The organism is Sphingomonas sp. GW821-FHT10F09, assembly GCF_058809195.1.
Genome location: NZ_JBXASI010000001.1, coordinates 415,365 through 438,290 on the forward strand (window position 1 = coordinate 415,365; position 22,926 = coordinate 438,290).

Here is a 22,926-nt window from a genome sequence, read left to right on the forward strand (position 1 = left end):
CGGAAACTTGTCGTGGACCCGTATGCAGGCACAACTCTTGGGGTGCGGGTGTCAATATCCGCCAGACAAGCTGCTGATATCGGAAGGTTGTACGCACGGCCTTGCGGCGAAGAGGATCGGCAATGACGCGATCCGTCGAATTGCTGGCCGCATCAGAGTGCGCCGATCGCGACGGGCGACCCCGTCACCCGGTAGTCTTGATCGGGCATCCGGCAGGCAATACCCGGTCGGTACCGGACGCCGGGACGCCAACCCGCCGCGCCTGTGAAAAAAGGCTGCATGGTGGCCCGCAACCTGCTCACGCCACGTTCGGCATCGCCTTGTGCCGCGCCAAAAGCCGGCGTTACGGCGCCGGATTCATCACCGCTTCGATCCGGTAGCCATCCGGATCGAACACGAACGCCGCATAGTAACGGTCGCCATAGTCGGGCCGTGGTCCCGGCGGCCCATTGCAGCGTCCGCCATGGCGCAGCGCGGCCGCGTGGAAGCGATCGACATGATCCGGCTCGGACGCGGCAAATGCCAGATGAAATCCCTCGCCGGGGACGTTCACCCGGTCCTCGAGGTTCAGCAGCAGCTTGTCCCCCTGTCCGGGATAGCCATAGCCGACGGCCTCATCGCCGGTGAAGACGCGGGCATAGCCCAGCGGCGTCAGCGCCGCATCATAGAAGGCGGCTGCGCGACCCAGATCGGTGACGGCGATAGAGAGATGATGCAGCATGTGTTCGGTGATCCTGATCGGGGCCTCGCATGACCTGTAACGGTGATGCCGTCCTTTCGCGAACCATAAGGCAGGCCCCTGTCCTCACCGGACGCTGGTCGCTCAGGGTGCCGTTCAGCGCGGTCGGCCCCCGCGCCGATCCGCGCCAACATCCACGCAAAGGGCAGCGGCAATGCCGTTTCGCGAACTGTGCTCGTGCGTGGACGCGGGCAGCGCCGCGCCTGTCGTGGCGATGCGTCGATGACGATCTGCGGCGGCGCGCACCCGATCGCGACGGGCGACCCCGTCACCCGATTGCCCGATCGGGCATCCGGCCGGCACGCCCCGACCGCGCACGACGAAAACCGGAGCGTCGCCGCCCCGGCTTGCCTGTGGTTGAGTGATGATGCCCGCGCCGGCGATGTCCCGCCGGCCGCGTGCGCCTTACTTCGAGCGTTCGACCTGTTCGAAATCGAGTTCGACCGGGGTGGCGCGGCCGAAGATCGACACCGACACCTTGACCTTCGACTTGTCGAAATCGAGTTCCTCGACGATGCCGTTGAAGCTCGCGAACGGGCCTTCCAGCACCTTGACCGCGTCGCCGATCTCGTAATCGACCTTGACCTTGGTCTTGGGGGCGGCGGCCGCCTCTTCCTTGCTGTTGAGCATGCGCGCGGCCTCGGCCTCGCTGATCGCCTGCGGCTTGCCCATGCTGCCGAGGAAGCCGGTGACCTTGGGCGTGTTCTTGACGAGGTGATAGACGTCGTCGTTCATGTTGAGCTTGGCGAGGACGTAGCCGGGCATGAACTTGCGCTCGACCGCGATCTTCTTGCCGCGGCGGGCCTCGGTCACCGTCTCGGTCGGGACCTCGATCTGTTCGACCAGCTGCTCGAGGCCGAGCCGCGTCGCCTCGGCCATGATCGCGTCGCGGACCTTGCCCTCGAAGCCCGAATAGGCGTGAATGATGTACCAGCGCGCCATTGGATCTACCCTTACTTCGCGAGCTTGAGCAGCGCCTGGACGACCGCGTTGAAGAACGTGTCGACGCCCAGGAAGAACAGCGCGAGGATGGTCGTCATGATGACCACCATGACGCCCGTCATGATCGTTTCGCGCCGGGTCGGCCAGACGACCTTCTTGGTCTCGGCCTGAACCTGGCGGATGAATTCGATGGGGGTCGTCTTCGCCACTGTTTTGTCTCAAAACCCGCTGGAATCACGAAAACCGGATCGCGAGGCATAAGACCGCTGCCGCTTCCCCTGGGGTGGGGAACCGGCGTGGCCCGTCCTCGCTGTCGGATGGCCTGCGCAGATAGCCGTACGGGGCGGCGAACGCAAGGCCGGTGCGCGGGGCCGGTGCGCGGGGGTGTCGGCGGGGCGGCTCAATGGCCGTAGCGCTTGATCCCGCGGCGGCGCAGCTTCTCGCGTTTGCGGCGGCGCAGGTGGACGATCAGCGCGGGGACGCCGATCAGCAGCAGCGTTCCGACGATCGCATAAACAAGGGTGTATCGCGTGGCCTCATCCATGGCCCGCCTATAGCAGCCCGGACGCGTGCGTCATCGCCTCGCGTGACAAAAATTTCATGGGCGTACCGGCGCGCGATACTGGCAGGAGTGCACGGACTCGAACCGTGGGCCCTCGGTTTTGGAGACCGATGCTCTACCAACTGAGCTACACTCCTGCAGCGCCGCACCCCCTACCTCCCCCAAAAAGAAAGGGCAAGTCGCTCTTGTGGCATCACGATGAAACCTGAATCGCGGCTGTTCGCGGACCGGGGAGTGTCAGGCGGCAAGTCGAATCGTTCGCTGGCCAAGAACATTGTCATTGGCAGCATCGAGACGCGGTCGCTTAGGCAGGGGGAGGACTGCAAGCATCAATACGATACCGAGGGCGCTCATTGGTAATGGCAGCACGCCCGCCATCAGGATCGCGCCCAATCGCGCTTCATGCATCAGCCCGCTTGGGGTCGAGACGGACGCGCGTGCCGCCAGCCACGCGGCTATGCCGATACCGACTGCCGCGCTCAGGGCCAAAGTATCGGGATACGTAGCGACCACCGCCACGAGATTGGGAAGCGGCGGCGCCGGTGTGGGCCACGGGAGCGCAATATTTGCGAGCGCCGCAGTCACCGCTGCATATGGCAACAGCTGTATTGCGCGACGCTTCATCGCAAGGCCCAGGCACAATGGCGCGAGCAGCAATCCTGCAGGCGCCAGTCCGGCAGCCAGGCCCGCCGCCACAATCATTACGCCGGTGCGTCTTTCATGTGCTGCGCAGAGCGCCGCGATCGACGCAAGCAGGGCCAGGCCGTCGCTCCACCGCCCGCCCGGCAGCAAGACCGCAAGCATTGCCCCCGCAACAACGGGCACAACGAGCGAGATAGGAGGGGTAGGCGCGGTAGAACGCGAGATGGGCGTCATCGCGGCGTCATGCGCGCGGTCCGGTTGCGGCCGCGTTAAGGGGCCGCCCCGTTGACCATTGGCGCGACTCTGCGTATAGGCCCGCCCCGTTCGCCGGAGTGATCCGGTGGGCAAGCTTGAACATTGCTGGATGCAAAGTTGTGGGGCCGGGGTGGCGCGTGTCGCTGCCCACGTCCCTTTTTGTATTCCGAAGTGCTGTGATGGCTCCAGCAAAGTAACCCATTCACGAGGTGAAGGCTTCATGCCAACGATCAACCAGCTGGTCCGCAAGGGCCGCGAACCGCAGAAGGCCAAGTCCAAGGTCCCTGCGATGGAGCAGAACCCGCAGAAGCGCGGCGTCTGCACCCGCGTCTACACGACGACCCCGAAGAAGCCGAACTCGGCGCTGCGCAAGGTGGCCAAGGTCCGCCTGACCAACAGCCGCGAAGTGATCAGCTACATTCCGGGTGAAGGCCACAACCTGCAGGAACACTCGGTGGTCCTGATCCGCGGTGGCCGTGTGCGCGATCTTCCCGGCGTCCGCTACCACGTCCTGCGCGGCGTGCTCGATACGCAGGGCGTCAAGGATCGTCGCCAGTCCCGCTCCAAGTACGGCGCCAAGCGTCCGAAGTAAGCCGGTCGGCCTCCCGCCAACCGACGCAAGTCGGACATCTGGCACACAGGCTCGACCGTCAGGCTGAAGTTAGAAAGGTTTTTGAAATGGCACGTCGTCGTCGCCCGGAAAAGCGTATCATCCTCCCCGATCCCAAGTTCGGTGATGAGGTCCTCTCGAAGTTCATGAATTCCGTCATGCTGGACGGCAAGAAGTCTGTCGCGGAACTGATCGTCTACGGTGCCCTGGAAACCGTCGAGCAGCGCGCCAAGCGCGAGCCGATCGGCGTGTTCCATGATGCGCTGAACAACATCAAGCCCGGTATCGAAGTGCGTTCGCGCCGCGTCGGTGGTGCGACCTATCAGGTCCCCGTCGAGGTTCGTCCGGAGCGCGCCCAGGCACTGGCGATCCGCTGGCTCATCACTGCCGCCCGCGCCCGCAGCGAGAACACCATGGCCGCCCGCCTGTCGGGCGAGTTGATGGACGCCGCCAACAACCGCGGCAATGCGGTGAAGAAGCGCGAAGACACGCATCGCATGGCCGAAGCCAACCGCGCCTTCAGCCACTATCGCTGGTAAGGCTTGGAAGCTCCAAACCTTTAACCTATATCGTGGGGAGCCGGCGGAAGCTGCGCTCCCCACATCGCTAAGGAAACACGATCATGGCCCGCAGCCATCCGCTCGATCGCTATCGCAACATCGGCATCATGGCGCACATCGACGCCGGCAAGACGACCACGACCGAGCGCATCCTCTATTATACCGGTAAGTCTTACAAGATCGGCGAAGTGCATGAAGGCACCGCGACGATGGACTGGATGGAGCAGGAGCAGGAGCGCGGGATCACGATCACGTCCGCCGCGACGACCTGCTTCTGGTCGGCCGAAGAGGGCAAGGGTCCCGAGCACCGCATCAACATCATCGATACGCCGGGCCACGTTGATTTCACCATCGAGGTCGAGCGTTCGCTGCGCGTGCTTGACGGCGCGGTTGCGTGCTTCGATGGCGTCGCCGGTGTCGAGCCGCAGTCGGAAACCGTGTGGCGTCAGGCTGACAAGTACGGCGTGCCGCGCATGTGCTTCGTCAACAAGCTCGATCGTACCGGTGCGGACTTCTACTTCTGCGTCGATTCGATCATCGAGCGTCTCGGCGCGCGTCCGGCCGTCCTGTATCTTCCGATCGGTATCGAGGGCGGTTTCAAGGGTCTCGTCGACCTAGTTGAGAACCGCGCGATCATCTGGCTCGAAGAGTCGCTGGGCGCGAAGTTCGAATATCAGGACATTCCTGCGGACATGGCCGACAAGGCCGCCAAGTATCGCAGCGAGCTGATCGAGATGGCCGTCGAGCAGGACGATGCGCTGATGGAAGCGTATCTCGAGGGCAACGAGCCGAGCGTCGCCGACCTCAAGAAGCTGATCCGTAAGGGTACGCTCGAGATGGCCTTCGTTCCGATTGTGTGCGGTTCGGCGTTCAAGAACAAGGGCGTCCAGCCGCTGCTCGACGCGGTGGTCGACTATCTGCCGAGCCCGCTCGACGTGCCGGCGATCAAGGGCGTCAAGCTCGACGGCGAAACGCCGGACGAGCGTCCGTCCTCCGACAGCGAGCCGTTCTCGGCGCTGGCGTTCAAGATCATGAACGATCCGTTCGTCGGCACGCTGACTTTCGCACGCATCTATTCGGGCAAGCTCGAGGCGGCGTCGCAGGTCCAGAATTCGGTGAAGGACAAGAAGGAAAAGGTCGGTCGCATGCTGCTGATGCATGCGAACAGCCGTGAGGACATCCAGGAGGCTTTCGCGGGCGACATCGTCGCTCTCGCCGGCCTGAAGGATACCACGACCGGTGACACGCTCTGCGCGCAGAACGCCCCGATCATCCTCGAGCGGATGGAATTCCCCGAGCCGGTGATCGAGCTGTCGGTGGAGCCGAAGACCAAGGCCGACCAGGAGAAGATGGGCGTCGCGCTCAATCGCCTCGCCCGCGAGGACCCGTCGTTCCGCGTGTCGTCGGACGCCGAATCCGGCCAGACGATTATCAAGGGGATGGGCGAGCTCCACCTCGAGATCCTGGTCGACCGCATGAAGCGCGAGTTTAAGGTCGAGGCGAACGTCGGTGCGCCGCAGGTGGCGTATCGCGAATACCTCAAGAAGCCGGTCGACATCGACTATACGCATAAGAAGCAGTCGGGCGGCACCGGCCAGTTCGGTCGCGTCAAGGTGAAGCTGTCGCCGGGCGAGCGTGGCAGCGGCTTCGTGTTCAAGGACGAGATCAAGGGCGGTAATATTCCCAAGGAATATATCCCTGCGATCGAGAAGGGCTTCCGCGAGACCGCGGAAACCGGTTCGCTGGTCGGCTTCCCGATCATCGATTTCGAAGTCCTGCTGTACGACGGCGCATACCACGACGTCGACTCGTCGGCGCTGGCGTTCGAAATCTGTGCCCGTGGCGCGATGCGCGAAGCGGCACAGAAGTCGGGCATCACGCTGCTCGAGCCGGTCATGAAGGTCGAGGTCGTCACCCCGGAGGACTATCTGGGCGACGTCATCGGCGACATGAACAGCCGTCGTGGTCAGATCCAGGGCACCGACAGCCGCGGCAACGCACAGACTGTCGAGGCGATGGTGCCGCTGGCGAACATGTTCGGCTATGTGAACGCGCTCCGCTCGTTCACCCAGGGCCGTGCACAGTACAGCATGCAGTTCTCGCACTATGACGAAGTGCCGCAGAACGTCGCTGACGAGGTGAAGGCGAAGCTCGCCTGAGGTGCGCGGGGCTAAGGCGACTTGGCCCCGAGACACCGAAGGCCGGACGAGGGGCCCCGCAAAGTAGTACTTTGCGGGGAACCCCGGCGGGGCGACGCAGTCGAACCCGTCCGACGACGGATTTACTCCGTCGTTGGCCCCGCCGTACAGGGGCTGGCGTTACATACCAACTACCGCTACAGGGCCGCGTTCGCGTGGCCCCGGCGGCACCGAATTCGAATCAGAAGGTAGGAAAATGGCTAAGGCAAAATTCGAGCGGAACAAGCCGCACCTCAACATCGGCACCATCGGCCACGTCGATCACGGCAAGACGTCGCTGACCGCCGCGATCACCAAGGTGCTGGCGGAGACGACCGGCGGCACCGCGGTCGACTTCGCGAACATCGACAAGGCTCCGGAAGAGCGCGAGCGCGGCATCACCATCTCGACCGCACACGTCGAGTATGAGACGACAAACCGCCACTATGCGCACGTCGATTGCCCGGGCCACGCCGACTATGTGAAGAACATGATCACCGGCGCGGCGCAGATGGACGGAGCGATCCTGGTCGTGTCGGCGACCGACGGTCCGATGCCGCAGACCCGCGAGCACATCCTGCTCGCCCGTCAGGTCGGCGTGCCGGCGATGGTCGTGTTCATGAACAAGGTCGATCTGGTCGACGACGAGGAAATCCTCGAGCTGGTCGAGCTGGAAATCCGCGAGCTGCTCAGCTCGTACGAGTTCCCGGGCGACGATATCCCCATCATCAAGGGGTCGGCGACCTGCGCGCTGTCGGGTTCGAACGACAAGTTCGGCAAGGATGCCGTCACCGAGCTGATGCAGGCGGTTGACGACTACATCCCGCAGCCCGAGCGTCCGCTCGACAAGCCGTTCATGATGCCGATCGAGGACGTGTTCTCGATCTCGGGTCGTGGCACGGTCGTCACCGGCCGCGTCGAGACCGGCATCGTTAAGGTTGGCGAGGAAGTCGAGATCGTCGGTATCCACCCGACCGTCCGCAAGACCACCGTCACCGGCGTCGAGATGTTCCGTAAGTTGCTCGACCAGGGCCAGGCCGGCGACAACGTCGGCGCGCTGATCCGCGGCGTCGCTCGCGACGAAGTCGAGCGTGGCCAGGTTCTCTGCAAGCCGGGCTCGATCAAGCCGCACACCGACTTCCAGTCGGAAGTGTACGTGCTGTCGAAGGAAGAGGGTGGCCGTCACACGCCGTTCTTCGCCAACTATCGTCCGCAGTTCTACTTCCGCACCACGGACGTGACCGGCACCGTCGAGCTGCCCGAGGGCACCGAGATGGTGATGCCGGGCGACAACATCGCCCTCGGCATCAAGCTGATCGCACCGATCGCCATGGACGTCGGCCAGCGCTTCACCATCCGTGAGGGCGGTCGTACCGTCGGCGCGGGCGTCGTGAGCGGTATCGACAAGTAAGATAGCGGATCGGCGCCCCGGCGCCGGCCCGATACGCGGCGGCCCGGCTTTCCTAAAAAAGGAGAGTCGGGCCGTTGCCATTTAGTGAGGGCTCCTTTAAAGGTGCCCGTTCAAGTTTTATTGAGTTACGGCTCTTTCTCGTCGCTCCCGCCCAGCGTGGGGGTCTCATCCCGCCGGTCCAGCACCAGCGGCACGAGTCCTACGCTTTCCATGCGCAGGAGACGGCCGGGGTCGTGCTCCATCGCATCGGTAGGGATCATGGACAGCAACATCCGCATTCGCCTCAAGGCGTTCGATCATCGCGTGCTCGACCAGGCGACCGGCGACATCGCCGACACCGCGCGTCGTACCGGCGCGCTCATCCGCGGTCCGATTCCGCTGCCCACGCGCATCGAGAAGTTCACGGTCAACCGCGGTCCGCACATCGACAAGAAGTCGCGCGAGCAGTTCGAGGTCCGCACCTACAAGCGCATGCTCGACATCGTGCAGCCTACCCCGCAGACGGTCGACGCGCTGATGAAGCTCGATCTCGCGGCAGGCGTTGACGTCGAGATCAAGCTGGCGTAATGGCCCGCATCCCGCGGTCGACGTCGAGTCCCGCGGGTTTGCCGTTTCCGCCCTGGCGGAGCGGCAGGTTTGGGAACTCCGCCCTGCGGAGCACCTGACAGACACGAGATACCGCCGGCTCCCCGGAGCCGGGACAGCGTCTCCCGTCATGTTCCCGGCAACGGGGACGACCAGCCCGGGACGGGGCGACGCAAAGACTTACGGGCTGGACTGACACCGTTTCGACGGTGTCGCACGCACGCACGGGAATGGTCCCGGGCGTGCCTCTGTAAAAGGAGTGCAGGATCATGCGTACTGGCGTGATCGCGAAGAAAATGGGTATGACCCGCCTGTTCCAGGACGACGGCCGCCACGTGCCGGTCACCGTTCTGCAACTCGAAGGCCTCCAGGTCATTGCCCGTCGCGAACAAGATCGTGATGGCTATACCGCCGTCCAGCTCGGTGCTGGCGTCGCGAAGGCCAAGAATGTCGCCAAGCCGCAGCGCGGCCACTTCGGCAAGGCCGAAGTCGAGCCCAAGGCGGTCGTCGCCGAATTCCGCGTCACCGAGGACAATCTCCTCGACGTCGGCGCAGAGATTTCGGCAGAGCATTACGTCGCTGGCCAGCTGGTCGATATCCAGGGTCGTACCCAGGGTAAGGGCTTCGCCGGCGGCATGAAGCGCTGGAACTTCGGCGGTCTGCGCGCGACGCACGGCGTCTCGGTGTCGCACCGTTCGCTCGGTTCGACCGGTCAGCGTCAGGATCCGGGTCGCGTCTTCAAGAACAAGAAGATGGCCGGCCACATGGGCGACAAGTATCGCACGCAGCAGAACCTCGAGGTCGTCGGCACCGACGCGGAGCGCGGTCTGATCTTCGTGAAGGGTTCGGTCCCCGGTTCCAAGGGCGGCTGGCTGTTCGTGAAGGACGCGGTCAAGGTCAAGGCGCACGCCGAGGCTCCCTATCCCGCCAGCCTGAAGCAGGCTGCCAACAGCAACACCGCAGCCGACACGCCCGCACAGACGAGCGCGCCGGAAGCTACCGACGGCCAGGAGGGCTGAACGTGAAGGTCAAGGTTCAATCCTTCGCCGGTACCGCTGCGGCGGACGTCGAGCTCAACGATGAGGTCTTCGGCCTCGATCCGCGCGCCGACATCCTGCACCGTGTGGTCACCTGGCAGCTCGAGAAGCGTCGCGAGACGGCTCGTGGCACCCGCGAGCGTGCGGACGTCGCCCGCACCGGTAAGAAGTTCGGTCGCCAGAAGGGCGGCGGTACGGCTCGCCACGGCGATCGCCGCGCTCCCGTCTTCATCGGCGGTGGTAAGGCTCACGGCGCCCGCGTCCGCGACTTCAACCCCGGCCTGAACAAGAAGGTTCGTGCGCTCGGTCTCAAGATGGCTCTGTCGAGCCATGCCAAGGCCGGCTCGCTGATCGTCATGGACAGCATCGTGGTCGAGGGTAACAAGACCAAGACGCTGGTCGGCGATCTCGCCAAGGTCGGCTTCGGCAAGACCTCGCTGGTCATCGACGGCGATGCCGTCGAGACGAGCTTCGCGCTGGCCGCTGGCAACCTCCATGGCATCAACGTGATGCCGTCGGCCGGTGCCAACGTCTATGACATCCTGAAGGCTGACACGCTGGTGCTGACCCGCGCGGCGGTCGAGAAGCTGGAGGCTCGCTTCAATGGCTAAGCAGCAGAAGGCCGTCGACAACCGTCATTATGACGTGATCGTCGCGCCGCACATCACCGAGAAGGCGACGCTGCTCTCCGAGCACAACGCCGTCGTGTTCAAGGTCGCGAACGACGCGACCAAGCCGCAGATCAAGGCTGCCATCGAAGCGATCTTCGATGTCACCGTGACCGGCGTGAACACGATCGTCCAGAAGGGCAAGACCAAGAAGTGGAAGGGCGCTCCCTACCAGCGCTCCGACATGAAGAAGGCCATTGTCACCCTGAAGGACGGCCAGTCGATCGACGTAACCGAGGGGGCCAAGTAAGATGGCACTCAAGCATTATAACCCGACGAGCCCGGCCCGCCGCGGCCTGATCCTCGTCGACAAGTCCAGCCTGTACAAGGGCAAGCCGGTCAAGGCGCTGACCGAAGGCAAGCGCAAGACCGGTGGCCGCAACAACAAGGGCCATGTGACCTCGCGCGGCATCGCCGGCGGTCACAAGCAGAAGTACCGCTATGTCGACTTCAAGCGTCGCAAGTGGGACGTCGAAGGCACCGTCGAGCGGCTCGAGTACGATCCCAACCGCACCGCATTCATTGCGCTGGTGAAGTATGCCGACGAAGAGTTGGCCTACATCATCGCGCCGCAGCGTCTGGCGCCGGGCGACAAGGTCCTTGCGGCCAAGAAGACCGACACCAAGCCGGGCAATGCGATGGAGATCGGCCAGGTCCCCGTCGGCACCATCGTCCACAACGTGGAGATGAAGCCGGGCAAGGGTGGTCAGATCGCCCGTTCGGCCGGCACCTACGTGCAGGTCGTCGGTCGTGACCGCGGCATGGTCATCGTCCGTCTCAACTCGGGTGAGCAGCGCTACATCCGTGGCGAGTGCATGGCGACGGTCGGTGCGGTGTCGAACCCGGACAACCAGAACCAGAACCTCGGCAAGGCCGGGCGTTCGCGCTGGATGGGCAAGCGTCCGCTGACCCGCGGCGTCGCCAAGAACCCGGTCGACCATCCGCACGGCGGTGGTGAAGGCCGGACCTCGGGCGGCCGTCATCCGGTCACCCCGTGGGGCAAGCCGACGAAGGGTGCGCGCACCCGTCACAATAAGTCGACCGACAAGATGATTATCCGGTCGCGTCATTCGACTAAGAGGAAGGGCTAACCATGGCTCGTTCAGTCTGGAAGGGCCCGTTCGTCGAACTGAGCCTTCTGAAGAAGGCGGAAACCGCGCAGGACGCCGGTGGCCGCGCGCCGATCAAGACCTGGTCGCGTCGTTCCACCATCCTGCCGTCGTTCGTCGGCCTCACGTTCAACGTCTACAACGGCCGCAAGTTCGTGCCGGTGTCGGTCAATGAAGACATGGTTGGCATGAAGCTGGGTGAATTCGCGCCGACGCGCTATTTCCCCGGCCACGCCGCCGACAAGAAGGGCAAGCGCTGATGAGCAAGCCAGTCTCCCCCCGCAAGGTCGGCGAAAAGGAAGCCCTTTCCGTCGGCACGCAGATCCGCGGTTCGGCGCAGAAGCTGAACCTCGTTGCTGCCCTGATTCGCAACAAGCCGGTCGGTGACGCGATGAACATCCTTGCCTTCTCGACGAAGGCGATGGCGGTCGACGCGCGTAAGGTGCTGGCCTCGGCTATCGCCAATGCCGAGAACAACCACAACCTCGACGTCGACGCACTCGTCGTCGCCGAGGCGTCGGTCGGCAAGTCGATCACCATGAAGCGCTTCGCGACCCGCGGCCGTGGCAAGTCCACCCGCATCCTGAAGCCGTTCAGCCGTCTGCGCATCGTCGTGCGCGAGCAGGAAGAAGCATAATGGGCCACAAGAGCAACCCCATCGGCATGCGTCTCCAGATCAACCGGACCTGGGACAGCCGCTGGTTCGCCGAGGGCCATGATTATGGCCAGCTGCTGCTGGAGGATCTGAAGATCCGCGCCTTCATCATGAAGACGCTGCCGCAGGCCGCCATCTCCAAGGTCGTTATCGAGCGCCCGGCCAAGCTGTGCCGCATCTCGATCTTCGCTGCCCGCCCCGGTGTCATCATCGGCAAGAAGGGCTCGGACATCGAGAAGCTGCGCAAGACGATCGGCGCGATGACCAAGTCCGACGTGTCGTTGAACATCGTCGAGATCCGCAAGCCGGAAATCGACGCCAAGCTCGTCGCACAGGGGATCGCCGATCAGCTCGAGCGTCGTATCGCCTTCCGCCGCGCCATGAAGCGTGCGGTTCAGTCGGCGATGCGTCTGGGCGCCGACGGCATCCGCGTCGCCTGCGGCGGCCGACTCGGCGGTGCCGAGATCGCGCGTTCGGAAAGCTATCGCGAAGGTCGGGTTCCGCTGCACACGCTGCGCGCGAACATCGATTATGCCGAGGCCCAGGCCCACACGTCTTACGGCGTGTGCGGCGTGAAGGTCTGGGTCTTCAAGGGCGAGATCCTCGGCCATGACCCGATGGCGCAGGACAGGCTGATGATGGAGGCTCAGACCTCCGGCGTCCGCCCGGCCCGCGACGACCGTCGTTAAGGACTGACACGATATGTTGCAGCCAAAGCGCACCAAATTCCGCAAGGCCTTCAAGGGCCGCATCCATGGCGACGCCAAGGGTGGCACCAGCCTCAATTTCGGGTCGTACGGCCTGAAGGCGATGGAGCCGGAGCGGATCACCGCACGCCAGATCGAGGCGGCCCGCCGCGCGATCACGCGCCACATCAAGCGCCAGGGGCGTTTGTGGATCCGCATCTTCCCGGACGTGCCCGTCTCGTCGAAGCCTGCCGAAGTCCGCATGGGCTCGGGCAAGGGTTCGCCCGAGTTCTGGGCCGCCCGCGTCAAGCCAGGCCGGATCCTGTTCGAGCTCGACGGCGTCGAAGGCAAGATCGCTGCCGAAGCGTTCGAGCGCGCCGCGATGAAGCTCCCGATCAAAGTCAAGGTCGTCGCCCGCCTGGGTGACACCAGCCACCTCGGAGGCGAATGATATCATGGCAAAGACCGATTTCGTCAGCCAGAGCGACGATCAGCTGTCCGAGAACCTCGGCCAGCTGAAGCGCGAGCAGTTCAACCTCCGCTTTCAGGCGGCGACGAACCAGCTCGAGAAGCCGAGCCGCGTCAAGGAAGTCCGTCGCGACATCGCGCGGATCAAGACCCTCCAGGCGCAGCGCACCAGCGCCGCGGCTGCCAAGTAAGGATAGTAGCACATGCCTAAGCGCGTGCTGACCGGGCTGATCGTCTCCGACAAGGGCGACAAGACGGTGGTTGTGAATGTCGAGCGCAAGGTCAAGCACCCGCTCTACGGCAAGATCATCCGTCGTTCGAAGAAGTACCACGCCCATGACGAGGCGAACGAGTACAAGCAGGGCGAGACCGTGCGCATCGAAGAGACTGCGCCGATCTCGAAGCTGAAAACCTGGAAGGTCGTCGATCGGGTCAACACCCACGCGACGCCCGAGCGGGTCGACGTCGACGCATAATCCGGTGCCGGCCTCGGCCGGCTGACCGGAGGAGGGCAGGGGGCTTGCCTCCTGCCAGCGGAGTGGTTACAGGGCCGCTCCCCCGGTGCAGTTCGCTGCGCCGGGGTCATTATTTTAGGCGGGGTTGGGTCGGTATCCACCCCATAGACGAGAAGGAAATGGATCGATGATCCAGATGCAATCCAATCTCGACGTCGCTGACAACAGCGGCGCGAAGCGGGTGCAGTGCATCAAGGTGCTGGGCGGCTCGAAGCGTCGCACGGCATCGGTTGGCGACATCATCGTCGTCAGCATCAAGGAAGCACAGCCCCGCGGCAAGGTGAAGAAGGGTGACGTGCATCGCGCCGTCATCGTCCGCACCGCCAAGGACATCCACCGTGCCGATGGCTCGACCATCCGCTTCGACGGCAACGCCGCCGTCCTGGTCAACAAGAACGAGGAGCCGATCGGCACCCGTATCTTCGGCCCGGTCGTGCGCGAGCTGCGTGGCAAGAAGCACATGAAGATCATCTCTCTCGCTCCCGAGGTGCTGTAATGGCTGCCGCGAAGATCAAGAAGGGTGACCGCGTCGTCGTTCTGTCCGGCAAGGACAAGGGCAAGACCGGTACCGTAACGTTGGCGATGCCGAAGGACGGCAAGGTCGTGGTCGAGGGCGTGAACATCGCGACCCGCCACAAGAAGCCGACCCAGGCAAACCCGCAGGGTGGCCTCGAGAAGATCGAAGCGCCGCTGCACATCTCGAAGGTCGCGCACGTGACCGCCGACGGCAAGCCCACCCGCGTCCGGTTCGAGGCGCAGGACGGCAAGAAGGTCCGCGTGGCCGTCAAGACCGGAGACAAGATCGATGGCTGATGCAGTCTACAAGCCCCGGATGAAGGGTCTTTACGAAGAGACCATCATCAAGGCGATGGTCGAGAAGTTCGGCTACAAGAACGTCAACGAGATCCCGCGTCTGGACAAGATCGTCCTGAACATGGGTGTCGGCGAGGCGACCCAGGACAAGAAGCGCGTCGACCAGGCCGCTTCCGAAATGGAACTGATCGCCGGTCAGAAGCCGGTCATCACCAAGGCGAAGAAGTCGATCGCGCAGTTCAAGCTGCGTGAAGGCATGCCGATAGGCGTGAAGGTCACCCTTCGCCGCGAGCGCATGTACGAATTCCTCGACCGGTTCATCACGATCGCGCTTCCCCGCGTCCGCGATTTCCGCGGGCTCAACCCGAAGAGCTTCGACGGCCGTGGCAATTACGCCTGCGGCATCAAGGAGCAGATCGTGTTCCCGGAGATCAACTATGACCGCATCGACAAGGTGCGCGGCATGGACGTGATCGTCACCACCACTGCGAAGACCGACGACGAGGCGCGCGAACTGCTGCGTCTGTTCGGCTTCCCGTTCCCTCAGCCCGAGGCTGAAGAGCAGAAGCAGGCTGCGTGAGCAGCCTCGCTTGTCTGAAGTAAGGAAGAGAGCTTAAGTCCATGGCGAAACTGAGTTCGATCAACAAGAATGAGCGTCGCAAGAAGCTTGTGAAGCAATATGCTCCCAAGCTGGCGAAGCTGAAGGCGATGGCCAATGACCAGAGCCTCGAGGAGAGCGAGCGTCTGATTGCTCGCCTCAAGATGGCGGAACTGCCGCGCAATTCGAACCCGACCCGGATCCGCAACCGTTGCGAGATCACCGGTCGTCCGCGCGCTTACTACCGCAAGTTCCGTCTCGCTCGCGTGATGCTTCGTGATCTGGCCAACAAGGGCATGATCCCGGGCCTCACCAAGTCGAGCTGGTAAGGATTCAATCATGGCATTGACCGATCCCCTGGGTGATTTGCTCACCCGCATCCGCAACGGCCAGCGTGCGAAGAAGGACTCCGTCCTCTCGCCCTCGTCGAAGCTGCGCATCCGCGTCCTCGACGTGCTCCAGCGCGAAGGCTACATCCGTGGCTACAGCGACGAGCAGATGGGCCCGGCCGCCGGCGTCCGTATCGAGCTGAAGTATTTCGAGGGCCAGCCGGCAATCAAGCACGTCGCGCGCGTCTCGAAGCCCGGCCGCCGCGTCTATTCCGGTTCGCAGGAACTGCCGCGCGTCCGCAACGGCCTCGGCATCACCATCGTCTCGACGCCTCGCGGCGTTCTGTCCGACGCGGAAGCGCGCGAGCAGAATGTCGGCGGCGAAGTCCTTGCGGAGGTCTTCTGATGAGCCGCATCGGTAAGAAGCCGGTTCCCGTACCGGCCGGCGTGACGCCGACGATCGACAAGGGCATCATCAGCGTGAAGGGCCCCAAGGGCACCCTCACCATGCCGATGCGCGACGAGATCAGCTACACGATCGAGGACGGTGGCATTTCGGTGCAGCCGGCGAACGACACCAAGCGCGCCCGTGCCTTCTGGGGCATGCAGCGCACGATGGTGCAGAACCTGGTGACGGGCGTGACCGACGGCTTCACCAAGAAGCTGCTCATCACCGGCGTCGGCTATCGTGCCGCGGCACAGGGTCGCAACCTCAAGCTGCAGCTCGGCTACAGCCACGACGTCAACATCGACGTGCCGGAAGGCATCGAGGTCAAGACGCCGGACGCCACCACCGTCGAGATCAGCGGCTCCGACAAGCAGAAGGTCGGCCAGCTGGCCGCCGAGATTCGTCAGTGGCGCAAGCCGGAGCCCTACAAGGGCAAGGGCATCAAGTACGACGGCGAGTTCATCTTCCGCAAGGAAGGGAAGAAGAAGTAATGACCAAGGGTCTCTCTCTTTTCGCGAAGCGCCGTCGGCGCAATCGTACCGCGCTGAAGGCGCGTGCCGGCACCCGTCCGCGGTTGTCGATCCATCGTTCGGGTAAGCACATCTATGCCCAGGTCATCGACGACGTCGCCGGCAAGACCGTCGCGTCGGCGTCGACCCTGGAGAAGGACGTGCGCGACCAGTCGGGCGCCAACGTCGCGGCAGCGACCGCAGTCGGCACCCGCGTGGCGGAAAAGGCCAAGGAAGCGGGCGTGACGCAGGTCGTGTTCGATCGTGGCGGCTTCCTCTATCACGGTCGTGTCAAGGCGCTGGCCGAGGCCGCGCGTGAAGCCGGATTGGAGTTCTAATAATGGCTGACGAGAACAACGTGCAGCCGGCAGCGGCTGAAGGCGCTCCTCAGGAGGCCAATGCGGCCCCCCAGGGTGGCCAGCAGGGCGGCTTCGGCGGTCCCGGCGGTGGTCGTGGTGGCCCCCGCGGTGGTCGCGGTGGCGGCGGTGGCGGTCGCGGTCCGGGTGGTCCCGGCGGCAATCGCGGCGGTCGTGACGGCGGTCGCGGTCGCGACAACCGCGGCGGTCGTCCCGGTCAGGACGATGGCGGCGAAGAGCTGATCGAGAAGCTGGTCCACATCAACCGCGTCTCGAAGACGGTGAAGGGCGGCAAGCGCTTCGGCTTCGCGGCGCTGGTCGTCGTCGGCGACGGCAAGGGTCGGGTCGGCTTCGGTCATGGCAAGGCGCGCGAAGTGCCTGAAGCCATCTCCAAGGCCACTGCGGCTGCGAAGAAGGCGATGGTTCGCGTTCCCCTGAAGGACGGGCGTACGCTGCATCATGACGGCAACGGCCACTTCGGTGCCGGTCGCGTGACGCTCCGTTCGGCGCCGCAGGGCACCGGCATCATCGCAGGTGGCCCGATGCGCGCCATCTTCGAGAGCCTGGGTGTCGCCGACGTCGTGACCAAGTCGATCGGGACGTCCAACCCCTACAACATGATCCGCGCCACGTTCGAGGCACTGGGTGAGCAGACTTCGCCGAAGTCGGTCGCGCAACGCCGTGGCAAGAAGATCGCCGACCTGCTCGGCCGCGGTGGTTCGCAGACCGCCGAGGCGGATGCTGCGGCCGTCGTGGAGTAATCGACATGGCGACTATCAAGATCAAGCAGACCGGTTCGCCGATCCGCCGGACCAAGGACCAGCGCGCGACGCTGATCGGTCTCGGCCTCAACAAGATGCACAAGGTCTCGGAGCTGGAAGACAGCCCCGAGGTCCGCGGGATGATCCGCAAGGTGCAGCACATGGTCGAGGTGCAGGGCTAACGCCCTTCACGTCACCGCGTGACAAATACGGGGAAGGGGGCTAACCGGCCCCCTTCCTTTTTCCATATTCTTTAGTCCGCGCGACAAAAGCGAAAGCGAGTGCATATCATGAAGCTCAACGAACTCCGCGACAACCAGGGCGCCCGTAAGTCCAAGATCCGCGTCGGACGCGGCATCGGCTCGGGCAAGGGCAAGACCGGCGGCCGCGGCCAGAAGGGTCAGAAGAGCCGCGAGGGCGTCAGCATCGCCGGCTTCGAGGGCGGTCAGATGCCGCTCCACATGCGTCTGCCGAAGCGTGGCTTCAACAACATCTTCGCCAAGGATTATGCCGAGGTGAACACCGGCGCGATCCAGAAGGCGATCGACGCGGGCAAGCTGTCGACCGACGGCACGATCGATCAGGCGGCGCTGAAGGCGGCCGGCCTCGTCCGTGGTGGCAAGGACGGCGTCCGTCTGCTTGCCAAGGGCGAACTGACAACCAAGCTGGCGTTCCGCGTCGCGGGTGCATCGGCCGGCGCAAAGGCGCAGGTCGAGAAGACCGGCGGCTTGCTGGATATCCCGGTCGTCGTTCCTGCCGCCGAGAAGGCCGCCGCCAAGAAGGGCGTGCAGTATAAGGCGCGCCAGGAAAAGAAGGCGTCGTTCAAGGCGTAAGCGCATCTGTTCCCCGGCGGAGGCCGGGGCCCAGAACGAGCCGCTCGCGACTGGGCCCAGCAGTCCTCGCCGGGGAACATCGCTCTACGGGTTAGACAACCTTCGGAGCATGACTATATGAGCGGCGGGGCGGTTCAAACGCATCCCGCCGTTTTTGTTTCCAGGACACCGACACGCATGGCATCCGCAGCCGACCAAATGGCGCAAAGCATCAGCCTCGCGAAATTCGCGAAGGCGACCGACCTCAAAAAGCGGCTGTGGTTCACGATCGGTGCGCTGATCGTCTTCCGTCTGCTCAGCTATGTGCCGCTGCCGGGCATCGACCCGACCGCGCTCAACCTGTTGAGCGAGCGGACCACGGGTGGCGTGCTCGACTTCTTCAACACCTTCTCCGGCGGCTCGCTCAGCCGCATGTCGTTGATCGCGCTGGGCGTGATGCCGTACATCACCGCCTCGATCGTCGTACAGCTCGCCACATCGCTGTCGCCGCAGCTCGCCGCGATCAAGAAGGAAGGCGAATCGGGCCGCAAGAAGCTCAACCAGTACACCCGCTACGGGACTGTCGGGCTGACCGCGATCCAGGGCTATTTCATCGCCGTCGGGCTTGAGGCGCTCAGCGCCACCAACGGCGTCGCCGCGGTGATCGAGCCGGGCATGACCTTCCGCATCGCGGCGGTCATCAGCCTGATCGGCGGCACGATGTTCCTGATGTGGCTGGGCGAACAGATCACCAGCCGCGGCATCGGCAACGGCGTGTCGCTCATCATCATGGCCGGCATCGTCGCGCATCTGCCGACCACGCTCGTCAACCTGCTCGAAGGCGGCCGTTCGGGCTCGATCGACGCCGTGCGCCTGATCGGCATCGTCATCGCGGTCGTCGCGCTGATCCTGTTCATTTGTTTCATGGAGCGCGCCCAGCGCCGCATCCTGATCCAATATCCCAAGCGGCAGACGCAGCGCGGGATGCAGGCGGATCGCAGCCACTTGCCGTTGAAGATCAACACGGCCGGCGTCATCCCGCCGATCTTCGCCTCGTCGCTGTTGCTGATGCCGCTGACCATCTCGCAGTTCGCCGGACAGCGCGTCGCCGGCGAATCGAAGTGGGGCGATTTCATCATCACCCTCAACCAGTATCTGGCGCACGGGCAGCCGGTGTACATGGCGCTCTATGCCGCCGGCATCATCTTCTTCTCGTTCTTCTACACCGCGGTGGTGTTCAACCCGGAAGAGACGGCCGACAATCTGAAGCGCTACGGTGGCTTTATCCCCGGCATCCGGCCGGGCAAGAACACCGAAACCTACTTCGACTACGTGCTGACCCGCATCACCGTCATCGGTGCGGCCTATCTGACGATCATCTGCCTGTTGCCGGAGTATCTTGTCTCGGCGCTGTCGATTCCGTTCTACCTTGGTGGCACCAGCCTGCTGATCGTCGTCAACGTCACCATGGATACGGTGACGCAGATCCAGTCGCACCTGCTGGCCCACCAGTATGGCGATCTCATCAAGAAGGCGAAGCTGAAGGGCGGACGTCTCCGCTAAAGGCGGAGCGACGCGTGTAAACAGGGGAGTGCGGCTGTGAACATCATCCTTCTTGGGCCGCCGGGTGCGGGCAAGGGCACCCAGGCGCAGCGGCTGATGGCTGCGCGCGGTATGGTCCAGCTGTCGACCGGCGACATGTTGCGCGCTGCGGTCAAGGCGGGAACACCCGTCGGATTGCAGGCGAAGGCGGTGATGGAAGCCGGCGAACTCGTTTCCGACGACATCGTTTCGGCGCTGATCGGCGAACGGCTCGACCAGGGCGTCGCCGGCGGGGCGATCTTCGACGGCTATCCGCGCACCGCCGCGCAGGCGCAGGCGCTCGATTTGCTGCTCGAATCGCGCGGCCTGACGCTCGATCACGTCATCGAACTCGAAGTCGACGAAGCCGCGCTGATCGAGCGCGTCGAGGGTCGATACACCTGCGCCAAGTGCGGCGAGGGCTATCACGACCGGTTCAAGCATCCCAGGACGGATGGCGTCTGCGACGTCTGCGGCTCGACCGAGTTCAAGCGCCGCCCGGACGACAATGCCGAGACGGTCCGTACCCGCATGCAGGAATATCGCGCAAAGACCGCGCCAATCCTGCCGATCTACCAGACCCGCGGGTTGGTGCAGCGCGTGAACGGCATGGCGGACATCGACCATGTGTCGCAGGCGATCGCAAGCATTCTGGACGGATGACGTCCTGCCCCCTTCCCGGCACGGGGAGGGGGCGTCCCGCGCTACGGCATGGGTGAGCGGGCATTCTCGCGCGATGCTCGGAAGGATGGCCGCTCGACCAGAGCCGTTACGATGCCCCTCCCCATGCCGGTCAGAGGATCGACCCGTTTCGACCATGACGCGTTTGTCATGTCGCGGTCACCACCTTGCTACTCTGCCACGTCTAAACGTCATTCCACGGTCGCAGCGCGGCCCACAAGTTTGACGAGATCGGTGCCCGACACTCCCGGGGGTGCCGTAGGGGGCCGGCGGAAGGGATGCTTTCCGCCGGCCTTTCCTGTAGAAGAATGGCGTGAGGAAGCACCCGTGACCCGCAAGATCCTGATCGTGGAGGATGACAGCTCGACCGCGGCCTATCTCGCCAAGGGGCTGTCGGAGGCTGGTTATTCGGTCGAATCGGCACGCGACGGACGCGACGGCCTGTTCCTTGCGAGCGAAGGGATCTTCGACCTCATCATCGCCGACCGGATGCTACCCGGCCTTGACGGCCTGGCGATGGTCAGCGCGATCCGCGCGGCGGGCATCGCGACGCCGGTGCTCGTTTTGTCGGCCCTCGCCGCGGTCGACGATCGCGTCGACGGGCTGAGGGCAGGTGCCGACGATTATCTGTGCAAGCCCTTCTCCTTTGCCGAATTGTCGGCGCGGATCGAGGCGCTGGTCCGCCGGTCCGACCGTGCGGCGACCGAGCCGACCAGGACGCGGCTCGCGGTCGGCGATCTCGAGATCGACCTGCTCGCGCGCCACGTCACCCGCGCCGGACGGGCGATCCCGCTCGGTGCGCGCGAATTCAACCTGCTCGAATTCCTCGCCCGCCACGCTGGTCAGGTCGTCACCCGCACGATGATGCTGGAGAAGATCTGGAACTATCATTTCGACCCGGGCAGCAACGTCGTCGACGTTCATATCGGCCGCCTCCGCCGCAAGCTAGAGGATGGCTTCGCCTCGCCGATCCTCCATACGGTACGCGGAGCGGGATACCGGCTTGCGGCCGATCCGGTCTGACCCCGGTTCGCATTCGTCCGTGAACCGGTTAAGGCAGGTCATGCGCCTGTCCGTCACCGCCCGCATCGCCTTGCTGTCGATCGGTCTGGCTCTCGTCTCCAACCTCGTGCTGGTCGGGTTCGTCTGGAAGCAGACGGATGCGGCGGTGATCGGGACCGTCCGCCGCGAGACGATCGAGCAGTCGGATGCGATGCGGTCGATCTATCATGTCGGCGGCCTGCCCGCGGTGGTCGAGGCGATCGGCCATGCCCGCGCGACGGGCGATACGTCGCTGCTGCTGGCGGTTCTCGACAGCCGCGGTGTGCGGATCGCCGGCTTCGCGCCCGCGGGGATCGCGCTGCCGCTGACGCCCAGCCCGTTCCGGATCGCCGATCTCGATCCGGTGCGTGCCACCGGCGACATCGGCTATACGCTGCGACCGATCGGCCGCCACTGGCTGCTCACCGGCCGTCGCCTCGATCTGGTCGAGGCGGAACGGCGCGCGATCGAGGGGGCGCTGGCGGTCGCGGTGCTGCTGTCGCTGATACTCGGCGTCGGCGCGGGGCTGGTGCTGGCGCGCTATGTCGGCATGCGGCTCAACCGCATCGCTGCGGTGATCGAGGTGGCGGGGGAGGGCGACCTGTCGCGGCGCGTGCCGGTGGCGGCGAGCCGGCGCGACGCCTTCGATCGGCTCGCCAACCAGCTTAACCTGATGCTCGGCAAGCTCGAACGGCTGATGGTCGAATTGCGCCTCGTGACCGACAGCCTCGCGCACGACCTGCGTTCGCCGCTCAGCCGGCTGCGGACCAAAACCGAGCAGGCGGTGCTGATCGCGGATCCGGCCGCACGCGAGGCGGCGCTGGGCGGGCTGCTCGCCGAAACCGATCTGGTCATGCGGATGCTGACGATGCTCATCGAGATCAGCCGGTCGGAGGCGGTGTCGCGCGACCGCTTTATTCAGGTCGAGCCCGCCGAACTGGTCGAGGAAATCGCCGAACTCTACGAACCGGTCGCGGAGGAGGCGGGGTTGGACTTCACCACCGCGATCGACGATTCGGCACCGGCGATGCTGCTCCATCGCGAATTGTTGAGCCAGGCGATCACCAACCTGATCGACAATGCGCTGAAGCATGCGGCTAGCGGCGGGGTGTTGACACTCCGGCTCGTCTGCCTGCCGCAGGCGATCGCGATCCAGGTCGAGGATCGCGGCAGCGGTATCGCGGAGGCGGATCGGGCGCAGGCGCTGAAGCGCTTCGGCCGGCTCGATTCCGCGCGGACGACGCCGGGGGCGGGGCTCGGCATGGCGCTGATCGAGGCGGTGGCGCGGTTGCACAACGGCCGGTTCGAGCTCGCCGACAATGCGCCGGGGCTGATCGCGCGGATCGTCCTGCCCGTCTGACGCCGCGACTTCGTCG

The 22,926-nt window shown here is 64.6% G+C and carries 35 protein-coding genes and 2 tRNA genes; 29 read left to right on the forward strand and 8 right to left on the reverse strand.

The features are described 5' to 3' along the window. Positions 1-343 precede the first annotated feature (343 nt). The 6 genes from AC1RTO_RS01920 to AC1RTO_RS01945 form a co-directional block, all read right to left on the reverse strand. Positions 344-721, reverse strand: a complete 378-nt coding sequence (locus AC1RTO_RS01920) for a VOC family protein (RefSeq protein WP_493159268.1) — start codon at positions 719-721, stop codon at positions 344-346. A gap of 423 nt (positions 722-1,144) precedes the next feature. Further along, positions 1,145-1,681, reverse strand: a complete 537-nt coding sequence (gene nusG / locus AC1RTO_RS01925) for a transcription termination/antitermination protein NusG (protein ID WP_037534189.1) — start codon at positions 1,679-1,681, stop codon at positions 1,145-1,147. A gap of 11 nt (positions 1,682-1,692) precedes the next feature. After that, the gene (gene secE / locus AC1RTO_RS01930) at positions 1,693-1,890 is read right to left on the reverse strand and encodes a preprotein translocase subunit SecE (protein ID WP_017979500.1); all 198 of its coding nucleotides are present in this window, start codon (positions 1,888-1,890) and stop codon (positions 1,693-1,695) included. A gap of 191 nt (positions 1,891-2,081) precedes the next feature. Then, positions 2,082-2,225: a hypothetical protein gene (locus AC1RTO_RS01935; RefSeq protein WP_293876794.1), complete on the reverse strand. Its 144-nt coding sequence runs from the start codon at positions 2,223-2,225 to the stop codon at positions 2,082-2,084. 79 nt (positions 2,226-2,304) lie between these two features. Next, positions 2,305-2,380: transfer RNA gene (locus tag AC1RTO_RS01940), tRNA-Trp, on the reverse strand. Positions 2,381-2,480: 100 nt separating this feature from the next. After that, a complete protein-coding gene (locus AC1RTO_RS01945; protein ID WP_493159269.1) occupies positions 2,481-3,068 on the reverse strand; it encodes a hypothetical protein in 588 nt (195 codons plus the stop codon). 292 nt (positions 3,069-3,360) lie between these two features. Between AC1RTO_RS01945 and rpsL the strand changes: the two genes are divergently transcribed. The 3 genes from rpsL to fusA all read left to right on the forward strand — a co-directional run bounded on the left by rpsL (position 3,361) and on the right by fusA (position 6,469). Then, on the forward strand, positions 3,361-3,732 hold the full coding sequence (gene rpsL / locus AC1RTO_RS01950; RefSeq protein ID WP_112381158.1) for a 30S ribosomal protein S12: 372 nt from the start codon (positions 3,361-3,363) through the stop codon (positions 3,730-3,732). 86 nt (positions 3,733-3,818) lie between these two features. Next, the gene (rpsG, locus tag AC1RTO_RS01955) at positions 3,819-4,289 is read left to right on the forward strand and encodes a 30S ribosomal protein S7 (protein ID WP_230629367.1); all 471 of its coding nucleotides are present in this window, start codon (positions 3,819-3,821) and stop codon (positions 4,287-4,289) included. Positions 4,290-4,372: 83 nt separating this feature from the next. Continuing rightward, positions 4,373-6,469 carry an elongation factor G gene (gene fusA / locus AC1RTO_RS01960; protein WP_293876804.1) on the forward strand — a complete coding sequence of 699 codons (2,097 nt, stop codon included), beginning with the start codon at positions 4,373-4,375 and terminating at the stop codon, positions 6,467-6,469. 78 nt (positions 6,470-6,547) lie between these two features. Here the strand turns inward: fusA and AC1RTO_RS01965 are convergent. Then, positions 6,548-6,655 (reverse strand) — tRNA-OTHER (locus AC1RTO_RS01965). A 49-nt stretch (positions 6,656-6,704) separates the two neighbouring features. Between AC1RTO_RS01965 and tuf the strand changes: the two genes are divergently transcribed. Next, positions 6,705-7,898, forward strand: a complete 1,194-nt coding sequence (tuf, locus tag AC1RTO_RS01970; protein WP_037534177.1) for an elongation factor Tu — start codon at positions 6,705-6,707, stop codon at positions 7,896-7,898. Positions 7,899-8,023: 125 nt separating this feature from the next. Here the strand turns inward: tuf and AC1RTO_RS01975 are convergent, their stop codons facing one another. Further along, the gene (locus AC1RTO_RS01975; protein WP_493159270.1) at positions 8,024-8,158 is read right to left on the reverse strand and encodes a hypothetical protein; all 135 of its coding nucleotides are present in this window, start codon (positions 8,156-8,158) and stop codon (positions 8,024-8,026) included. Between AC1RTO_RS01975 and rpsJ the strand changes: the two genes are divergently transcribed. From rpsJ to AC1RTO_RS02100, 25 genes are all read left to right on the forward strand, one after another. Further along, entirely contained in the window at positions 8,157-8,465 is a 309-nt protein-coding gene (rpsJ, locus tag AC1RTO_RS01980) for a 30S ribosomal protein S10 (protein WP_007406109.1), read from the forward strand. The genes AC1RTO_RS01975 and rpsJ overlap by 2 nt on opposite strands. Positions 8,466-8,752: 287 nt before the next feature. Beyond that, positions 8,753-9,502, forward strand: coding sequence for a 50S ribosomal protein L3 (rplC, locus tag AC1RTO_RS01985; RefSeq protein WP_493159271.1), 750 nt, complete (start codon positions 8,753-8,755; stop codon positions 9,500-9,502). Positions 9,503-9,504: 2 nt separating this feature from the next. Further along, complete coding sequence (rplD, locus tag AC1RTO_RS01990; protein ID WP_493159272.1) at positions 9,505-10,131, forward strand: 50S ribosomal protein L4; 627 nt, start codon at positions 9,505-9,507, stop codon at positions 10,129-10,131. Then, a complete protein-coding gene (locus AC1RTO_RS01995; protein WP_493159273.1) occupies positions 10,124-10,438 on the forward strand; it encodes a 50S ribosomal protein L23 in 315 nt (104 codons plus the stop codon). The genes rplD and AC1RTO_RS01995 overlap by 8 nt, the downstream gene beginning before the upstream one ends. A 1-nt stretch (position 10,439) precedes the next feature. Next, positions 10,440-11,279, forward strand: coding sequence for a 50S ribosomal protein L2 (gene rplB, locus AC1RTO_RS02000; RefSeq protein ID WP_293877711.1), 840 nt, complete (start codon positions 10,440-10,442; stop codon positions 11,277-11,279). Positions 11,280-11,281: 2 nt separating this feature from the next. Then, positions 11,282-11,557 (forward strand): 30S ribosomal protein S19, encoded by a 276-nt coding sequence (gene rpsS / locus AC1RTO_RS02005; RefSeq protein ID WP_017979490.1) that lies wholly within the window; start codon positions 11,282-11,284, stop codon positions 11,555-11,557. After that, positions 11,557-11,934: a 50S ribosomal protein L22 gene (gene rplV / locus AC1RTO_RS02010; RefSeq protein WP_163959481.1), complete on the forward strand. Its 378-nt coding sequence runs from the start codon at positions 11,557-11,559 to the stop codon at positions 11,932-11,934. Before rpsS ends, rplV begins: the two co-directional genes overlap by 1 nt. Then, positions 11,934-12,641 carry a 30S ribosomal protein S3 gene (rpsC, locus tag AC1RTO_RS02015; RefSeq protein ID WP_037534164.1) on the forward strand — a complete coding sequence of 236 codons (708 nt, stop codon included), beginning with the start codon at positions 11,934-11,936 and terminating at the stop codon, positions 12,639-12,641. The genes rplV and rpsC overlap by 1 nt, the downstream gene beginning before the upstream one ends. A gap of 13 nt (positions 12,642-12,654) precedes the next feature. Then, positions 12,655-13,089, forward strand: a complete 435-nt coding sequence (gene rplP, locus AC1RTO_RS02020; RefSeq protein WP_293877716.1) for a 50S ribosomal protein L16 — start codon at positions 12,655-12,657, stop codon at positions 13,087-13,089. Between the two features lie 4 nt (positions 13,090-13,093). Further along, positions 13,094-13,297 (forward strand): 50S ribosomal protein L29, encoded by a 204-nt coding sequence (rpmC, locus tag AC1RTO_RS02025; RefSeq protein WP_163959479.1) that lies wholly within the window; start codon positions 13,094-13,096, stop codon positions 13,295-13,297. Between the two features lie 12 nt (positions 13,298-13,309). Beyond that, on the forward strand, positions 13,310-13,582 hold the full coding sequence (rpsQ, locus tag AC1RTO_RS02030) for a 30S ribosomal protein S17 (RefSeq protein WP_037534161.1): 273 nt from the start codon (positions 13,310-13,312) through the stop codon (positions 13,580-13,582). A 166-nt stretch (positions 13,583-13,748) separates the two neighbouring features. Further along, positions 13,749-14,117: a 50S ribosomal protein L14 gene (gene rplN, locus AC1RTO_RS02035; RefSeq protein WP_017979484.1), complete on the forward strand. Its 369-nt coding sequence runs from the start codon at positions 13,749-13,751 to the stop codon at positions 14,115-14,117. Continuing rightward, positions 14,117-14,434 (forward strand): 50S ribosomal protein L24, encoded by a 318-nt coding sequence (gene rplX / locus AC1RTO_RS02040; RefSeq protein WP_493159274.1) that lies wholly within the window; start codon positions 14,117-14,119, stop codon positions 14,432-14,434. Before rplN ends, rplX begins: the two co-directional genes overlap by 1 nt. Next, positions 14,427-15,014, forward strand: a complete 588-nt coding sequence (gene rplE / locus AC1RTO_RS02045) for a 50S ribosomal protein L5 (RefSeq protein ID WP_293877718.1) — start codon at positions 14,427-14,429, stop codon at positions 15,012-15,014. The genes rplX and rplE overlap by 8 nt, the downstream gene beginning before the upstream one ends. A 41-nt stretch (positions 15,015-15,055) precedes the next feature. Then, a complete protein-coding gene (gene rpsN / locus AC1RTO_RS02050) occupies positions 15,056-15,361 on the forward strand; it encodes a 30S ribosomal protein S14 (RefSeq protein WP_493159275.1) in 306 nt (101 codons plus the stop codon). A gap of 10 nt (positions 15,362-15,371) precedes the next feature. Beyond that, positions 15,372-15,767: a 30S ribosomal protein S8 gene (rpsH, locus tag AC1RTO_RS02055; protein ID WP_163959475.1), complete on the forward strand. Its 396-nt coding sequence runs from the start codon at positions 15,372-15,374 to the stop codon at positions 15,765-15,767. Next, entirely contained in the window at positions 15,767-16,300 is a 534-nt protein-coding gene (gene rplF, locus AC1RTO_RS02060) for a 50S ribosomal protein L6 (protein WP_493159276.1), read from the forward strand. The genes rpsH and rplF overlap by 1 nt, the downstream gene beginning before the upstream one ends. Further along, positions 16,300-16,656 carry a 50S ribosomal protein L18 gene (gene rplR / locus AC1RTO_RS02065; protein ID WP_293877719.1) on the forward strand — a complete coding sequence of 119 codons (357 nt, stop codon included), beginning with the start codon at positions 16,300-16,302 and terminating at the stop codon, positions 16,654-16,656. The genes rplF and rplR overlap by 1 nt, the downstream gene beginning before the upstream one ends. Before the next feature lie 2 nt (positions 16,657-16,658). Then, entirely contained in the window at positions 16,659-17,435 is a 777-nt protein-coding gene (rpsE, locus tag AC1RTO_RS02070; protein ID WP_293877720.1) for a 30S ribosomal protein S5, read from the forward strand. A gap of 5 nt (positions 17,436-17,440) precedes the next feature. Beyond that, positions 17,441-17,617, forward strand: a complete 177-nt coding sequence (gene rpmD, locus AC1RTO_RS02075) for a 50S ribosomal protein L30 (RefSeq protein WP_017979476.1) — start codon at positions 17,441-17,443, stop codon at positions 17,615-17,617. Positions 17,618-17,725: 108 nt separating this feature from the next. After that, positions 17,726-18,268, forward strand: a complete 543-nt coding sequence (rplO, locus tag AC1RTO_RS02080) for a 50S ribosomal protein L15 (protein ID WP_493159277.1) — start codon at positions 17,726-17,728, stop codon at positions 18,266-18,268. A gap of 177 nt (positions 18,269-18,445) precedes the next feature. Further along, complete coding sequence (gene secY, locus AC1RTO_RS02085) at positions 18,446-19,810, forward strand: preprotein translocase subunit SecY (protein WP_493159278.1); 1,365 nt, start codon at positions 18,446-18,448, stop codon at positions 19,808-19,810. Between the two features lie 36 nt (positions 19,811-19,846). Next, positions 19,847-20,491 (forward strand): adenylate kinase, encoded by a 645-nt coding sequence (locus tag AC1RTO_RS02090; RefSeq protein ID WP_493159279.1) that lies wholly within the window; start codon positions 19,847-19,849, stop codon positions 20,489-20,491. A 345-nt stretch (positions 20,492-20,836) separates the two neighbouring features. Further along, positions 20,837-21,532, forward strand: coding sequence for a winged helix-turn-helix domain-containing protein (locus AC1RTO_RS02095; protein WP_493159280.1), 696 nt, complete (start codon positions 20,837-20,839; stop codon positions 21,530-21,532). Positions 21,533-21,572: 40 nt separating this feature from the next. Next, the gene (locus AC1RTO_RS02100) at positions 21,573-22,910 is read left to right on the forward strand and encodes a sensor histidine kinase (RefSeq protein WP_493159281.1); all 1,338 of its coding nucleotides are present in this window, start codon (positions 21,573-21,575) and stop codon (positions 22,908-22,910) included. Positions 22,911-22,926 lie beyond the last annotated feature (16 nt).

Bases quoted from the DNA above. Each gene is read 5' to 3' on its own strand.
- AC1RTO_RS01920 (WP_493159268.1), bottom strand. From the start codon at position 721: ATGCTGCATCATCTCTCTATCGCCGTCACCGATCTGGGTCGCGCAGCC.
- nusG (WP_037534189.1), bottom strand. From the start codon at position 1,681: ATGGCGCGCTGGTACATCATTCACGCCTATTCGGGCTTCGAGGGCAAG.
- AC1RTO_RS01935 (WP_293876794.1), bottom strand. From the start codon at position 2,225: ATGGATGAGGCCACGCGATACACCCTTGTTTATGCGATCGTCGGAACG.
- rpsL (WP_112381158.1), top strand. From the start codon at position 3,361: ATGCCAACGATCAACCAGCTGGTCCGCAAGGGCCGCGAACCGCAGAAG.
- rpsG (WP_230629367.1), top strand. From the start codon at position 3,819: ATGGCACGTCGTCGTCGCCCGGAAAAGCGTATCATCCTCCCCGATCCC.
- fusA (WP_293876804.1), top strand. From the start codon at position 4,373: ATGGCCCGCAGCCATCCGCTCGATCGCTATCGCAACATCGGCATCATG.
- tuf (WP_037534177.1), top strand. From the start codon at position 6,705: ATGGCTAAGGCAAAATTCGAGCGGAACAAGCCGCACCTCAACATCGGC.
- rpsJ (WP_007406109.1), top strand. From the start codon at position 8,157: ATGGACAGCAACATCCGCATTCGCCTCAAGGCGTTCGATCATCGCGTG.
- AC1RTO_RS01975 (WP_493159270.1), bottom strand. From the start codon at position 8,158: ATGATCCCTACCGATGCGATGGAGCACGACCCCGGCCGTCTCCTGCGC.
- rplC (WP_493159271.1), top strand. From the start codon at position 8,753: ATGCGTACTGGCGTGATCGCGAAGAAAATGGGTATGACCCGCCTGTTC.
- AC1RTO_RS01995 (WP_493159273.1), top strand. From the start codon at position 10,124: ATGGCTAAGCAGCAGAAGGCCGTCGACAACCGTCATTATGACGTGATC.
- rplB (WP_293877711.1), top strand. From the start codon at position 10,440: ATGGCACTCAAGCATTATAACCCGACGAGCCCGGCCCGCCGCGGCCTG.
- rpsS (WP_017979490.1), top strand. From the start codon at position 11,282: ATGGCTCGTTCAGTCTGGAAGGGCCCGTTCGTCGAACTGAGCCTTCTG.
- rplV (WP_163959481.1), top strand. From the start codon at position 11,557: ATGAGCAAGCCAGTCTCCCCCCGCAAGGTCGGCGAAAAGGAAGCCCTT.
- rpsC (WP_037534164.1), top strand. From the start codon at position 11,934: ATGGGCCACAAGAGCAACCCCATCGGCATGCGTCTCCAGATCAACCGG.
- rplP (WP_293877716.1), top strand. From the start codon at position 12,655: ATGTTGCAGCCAAAGCGCACCAAATTCCGCAAGGCCTTCAAGGGCCGC.
- rpmC (WP_163959479.1), top strand. From the start codon at position 13,094: ATGGCAAAGACCGATTTCGTCAGCCAGAGCGACGATCAGCTGTCCGAG.
- rpsQ (WP_037534161.1), top strand. From the start codon at position 13,310: ATGCCTAAGCGCGTGCTGACCGGGCTGATCGTCTCCGACAAGGGCGAC.
- rplN (WP_017979484.1), top strand. From the start codon at position 13,749: ATGATCCAGATGCAATCCAATCTCGACGTCGCTGACAACAGCGGCGCG.
- rplX (WP_493159274.1), top strand. From the start codon at position 14,117: ATGGCTGCCGCGAAGATCAAGAAGGGTGACCGCGTCGTCGTTCTGTCC.
- rplE (WP_293877718.1), top strand. From the start codon at position 14,427: ATGGCTGATGCAGTCTACAAGCCCCGGATGAAGGGTCTTTACGAAGAG.
- rpsN (WP_493159275.1), top strand. From the start codon at position 15,056: ATGGCGAAACTGAGTTCGATCAACAAGAATGAGCGTCGCAAGAAGCTT.
- rpsH (WP_163959475.1), top strand. From the start codon at position 15,372: ATGGCATTGACCGATCCCCTGGGTGATTTGCTCACCCGCATCCGCAAC.
- rplF (WP_493159276.1), top strand. From the start codon at position 15,767: ATGAGCCGCATCGGTAAGAAGCCGGTTCCCGTACCGGCCGGCGTGACG.
- rplR (WP_293877719.1), top strand. From the start codon at position 16,300: ATGACCAAGGGTCTCTCTCTTTTCGCGAAGCGCCGTCGGCGCAATCGT.
- rpsE (WP_293877720.1), top strand. From the start codon at position 16,659: ATGGCTGACGAGAACAACGTGCAGCCGGCAGCGGCTGAAGGCGCTCCT.
- rpmD (WP_017979476.1), top strand. From the start codon at position 17,441: ATGGCGACTATCAAGATCAAGCAGACCGGTTCGCCGATCCGCCGGACC.
- rplO (WP_493159277.1), top strand. From the start codon at position 17,726: ATGAAGCTCAACGAACTCCGCGACAACCAGGGCGCCCGTAAGTCCAAG.
- secY (WP_493159278.1), top strand. From the start codon at position 18,446: ATGGCATCCGCAGCCGACCAAATGGCGCAAAGCATCAGCCTCGCGAAA.
- AC1RTO_RS02100 (WP_493159281.1), top strand. From the start codon at position 21,573: ATGCGCCTGTCCGTCACCGCCCGCATCGCCTTGCTGTCGATCGGTCTG.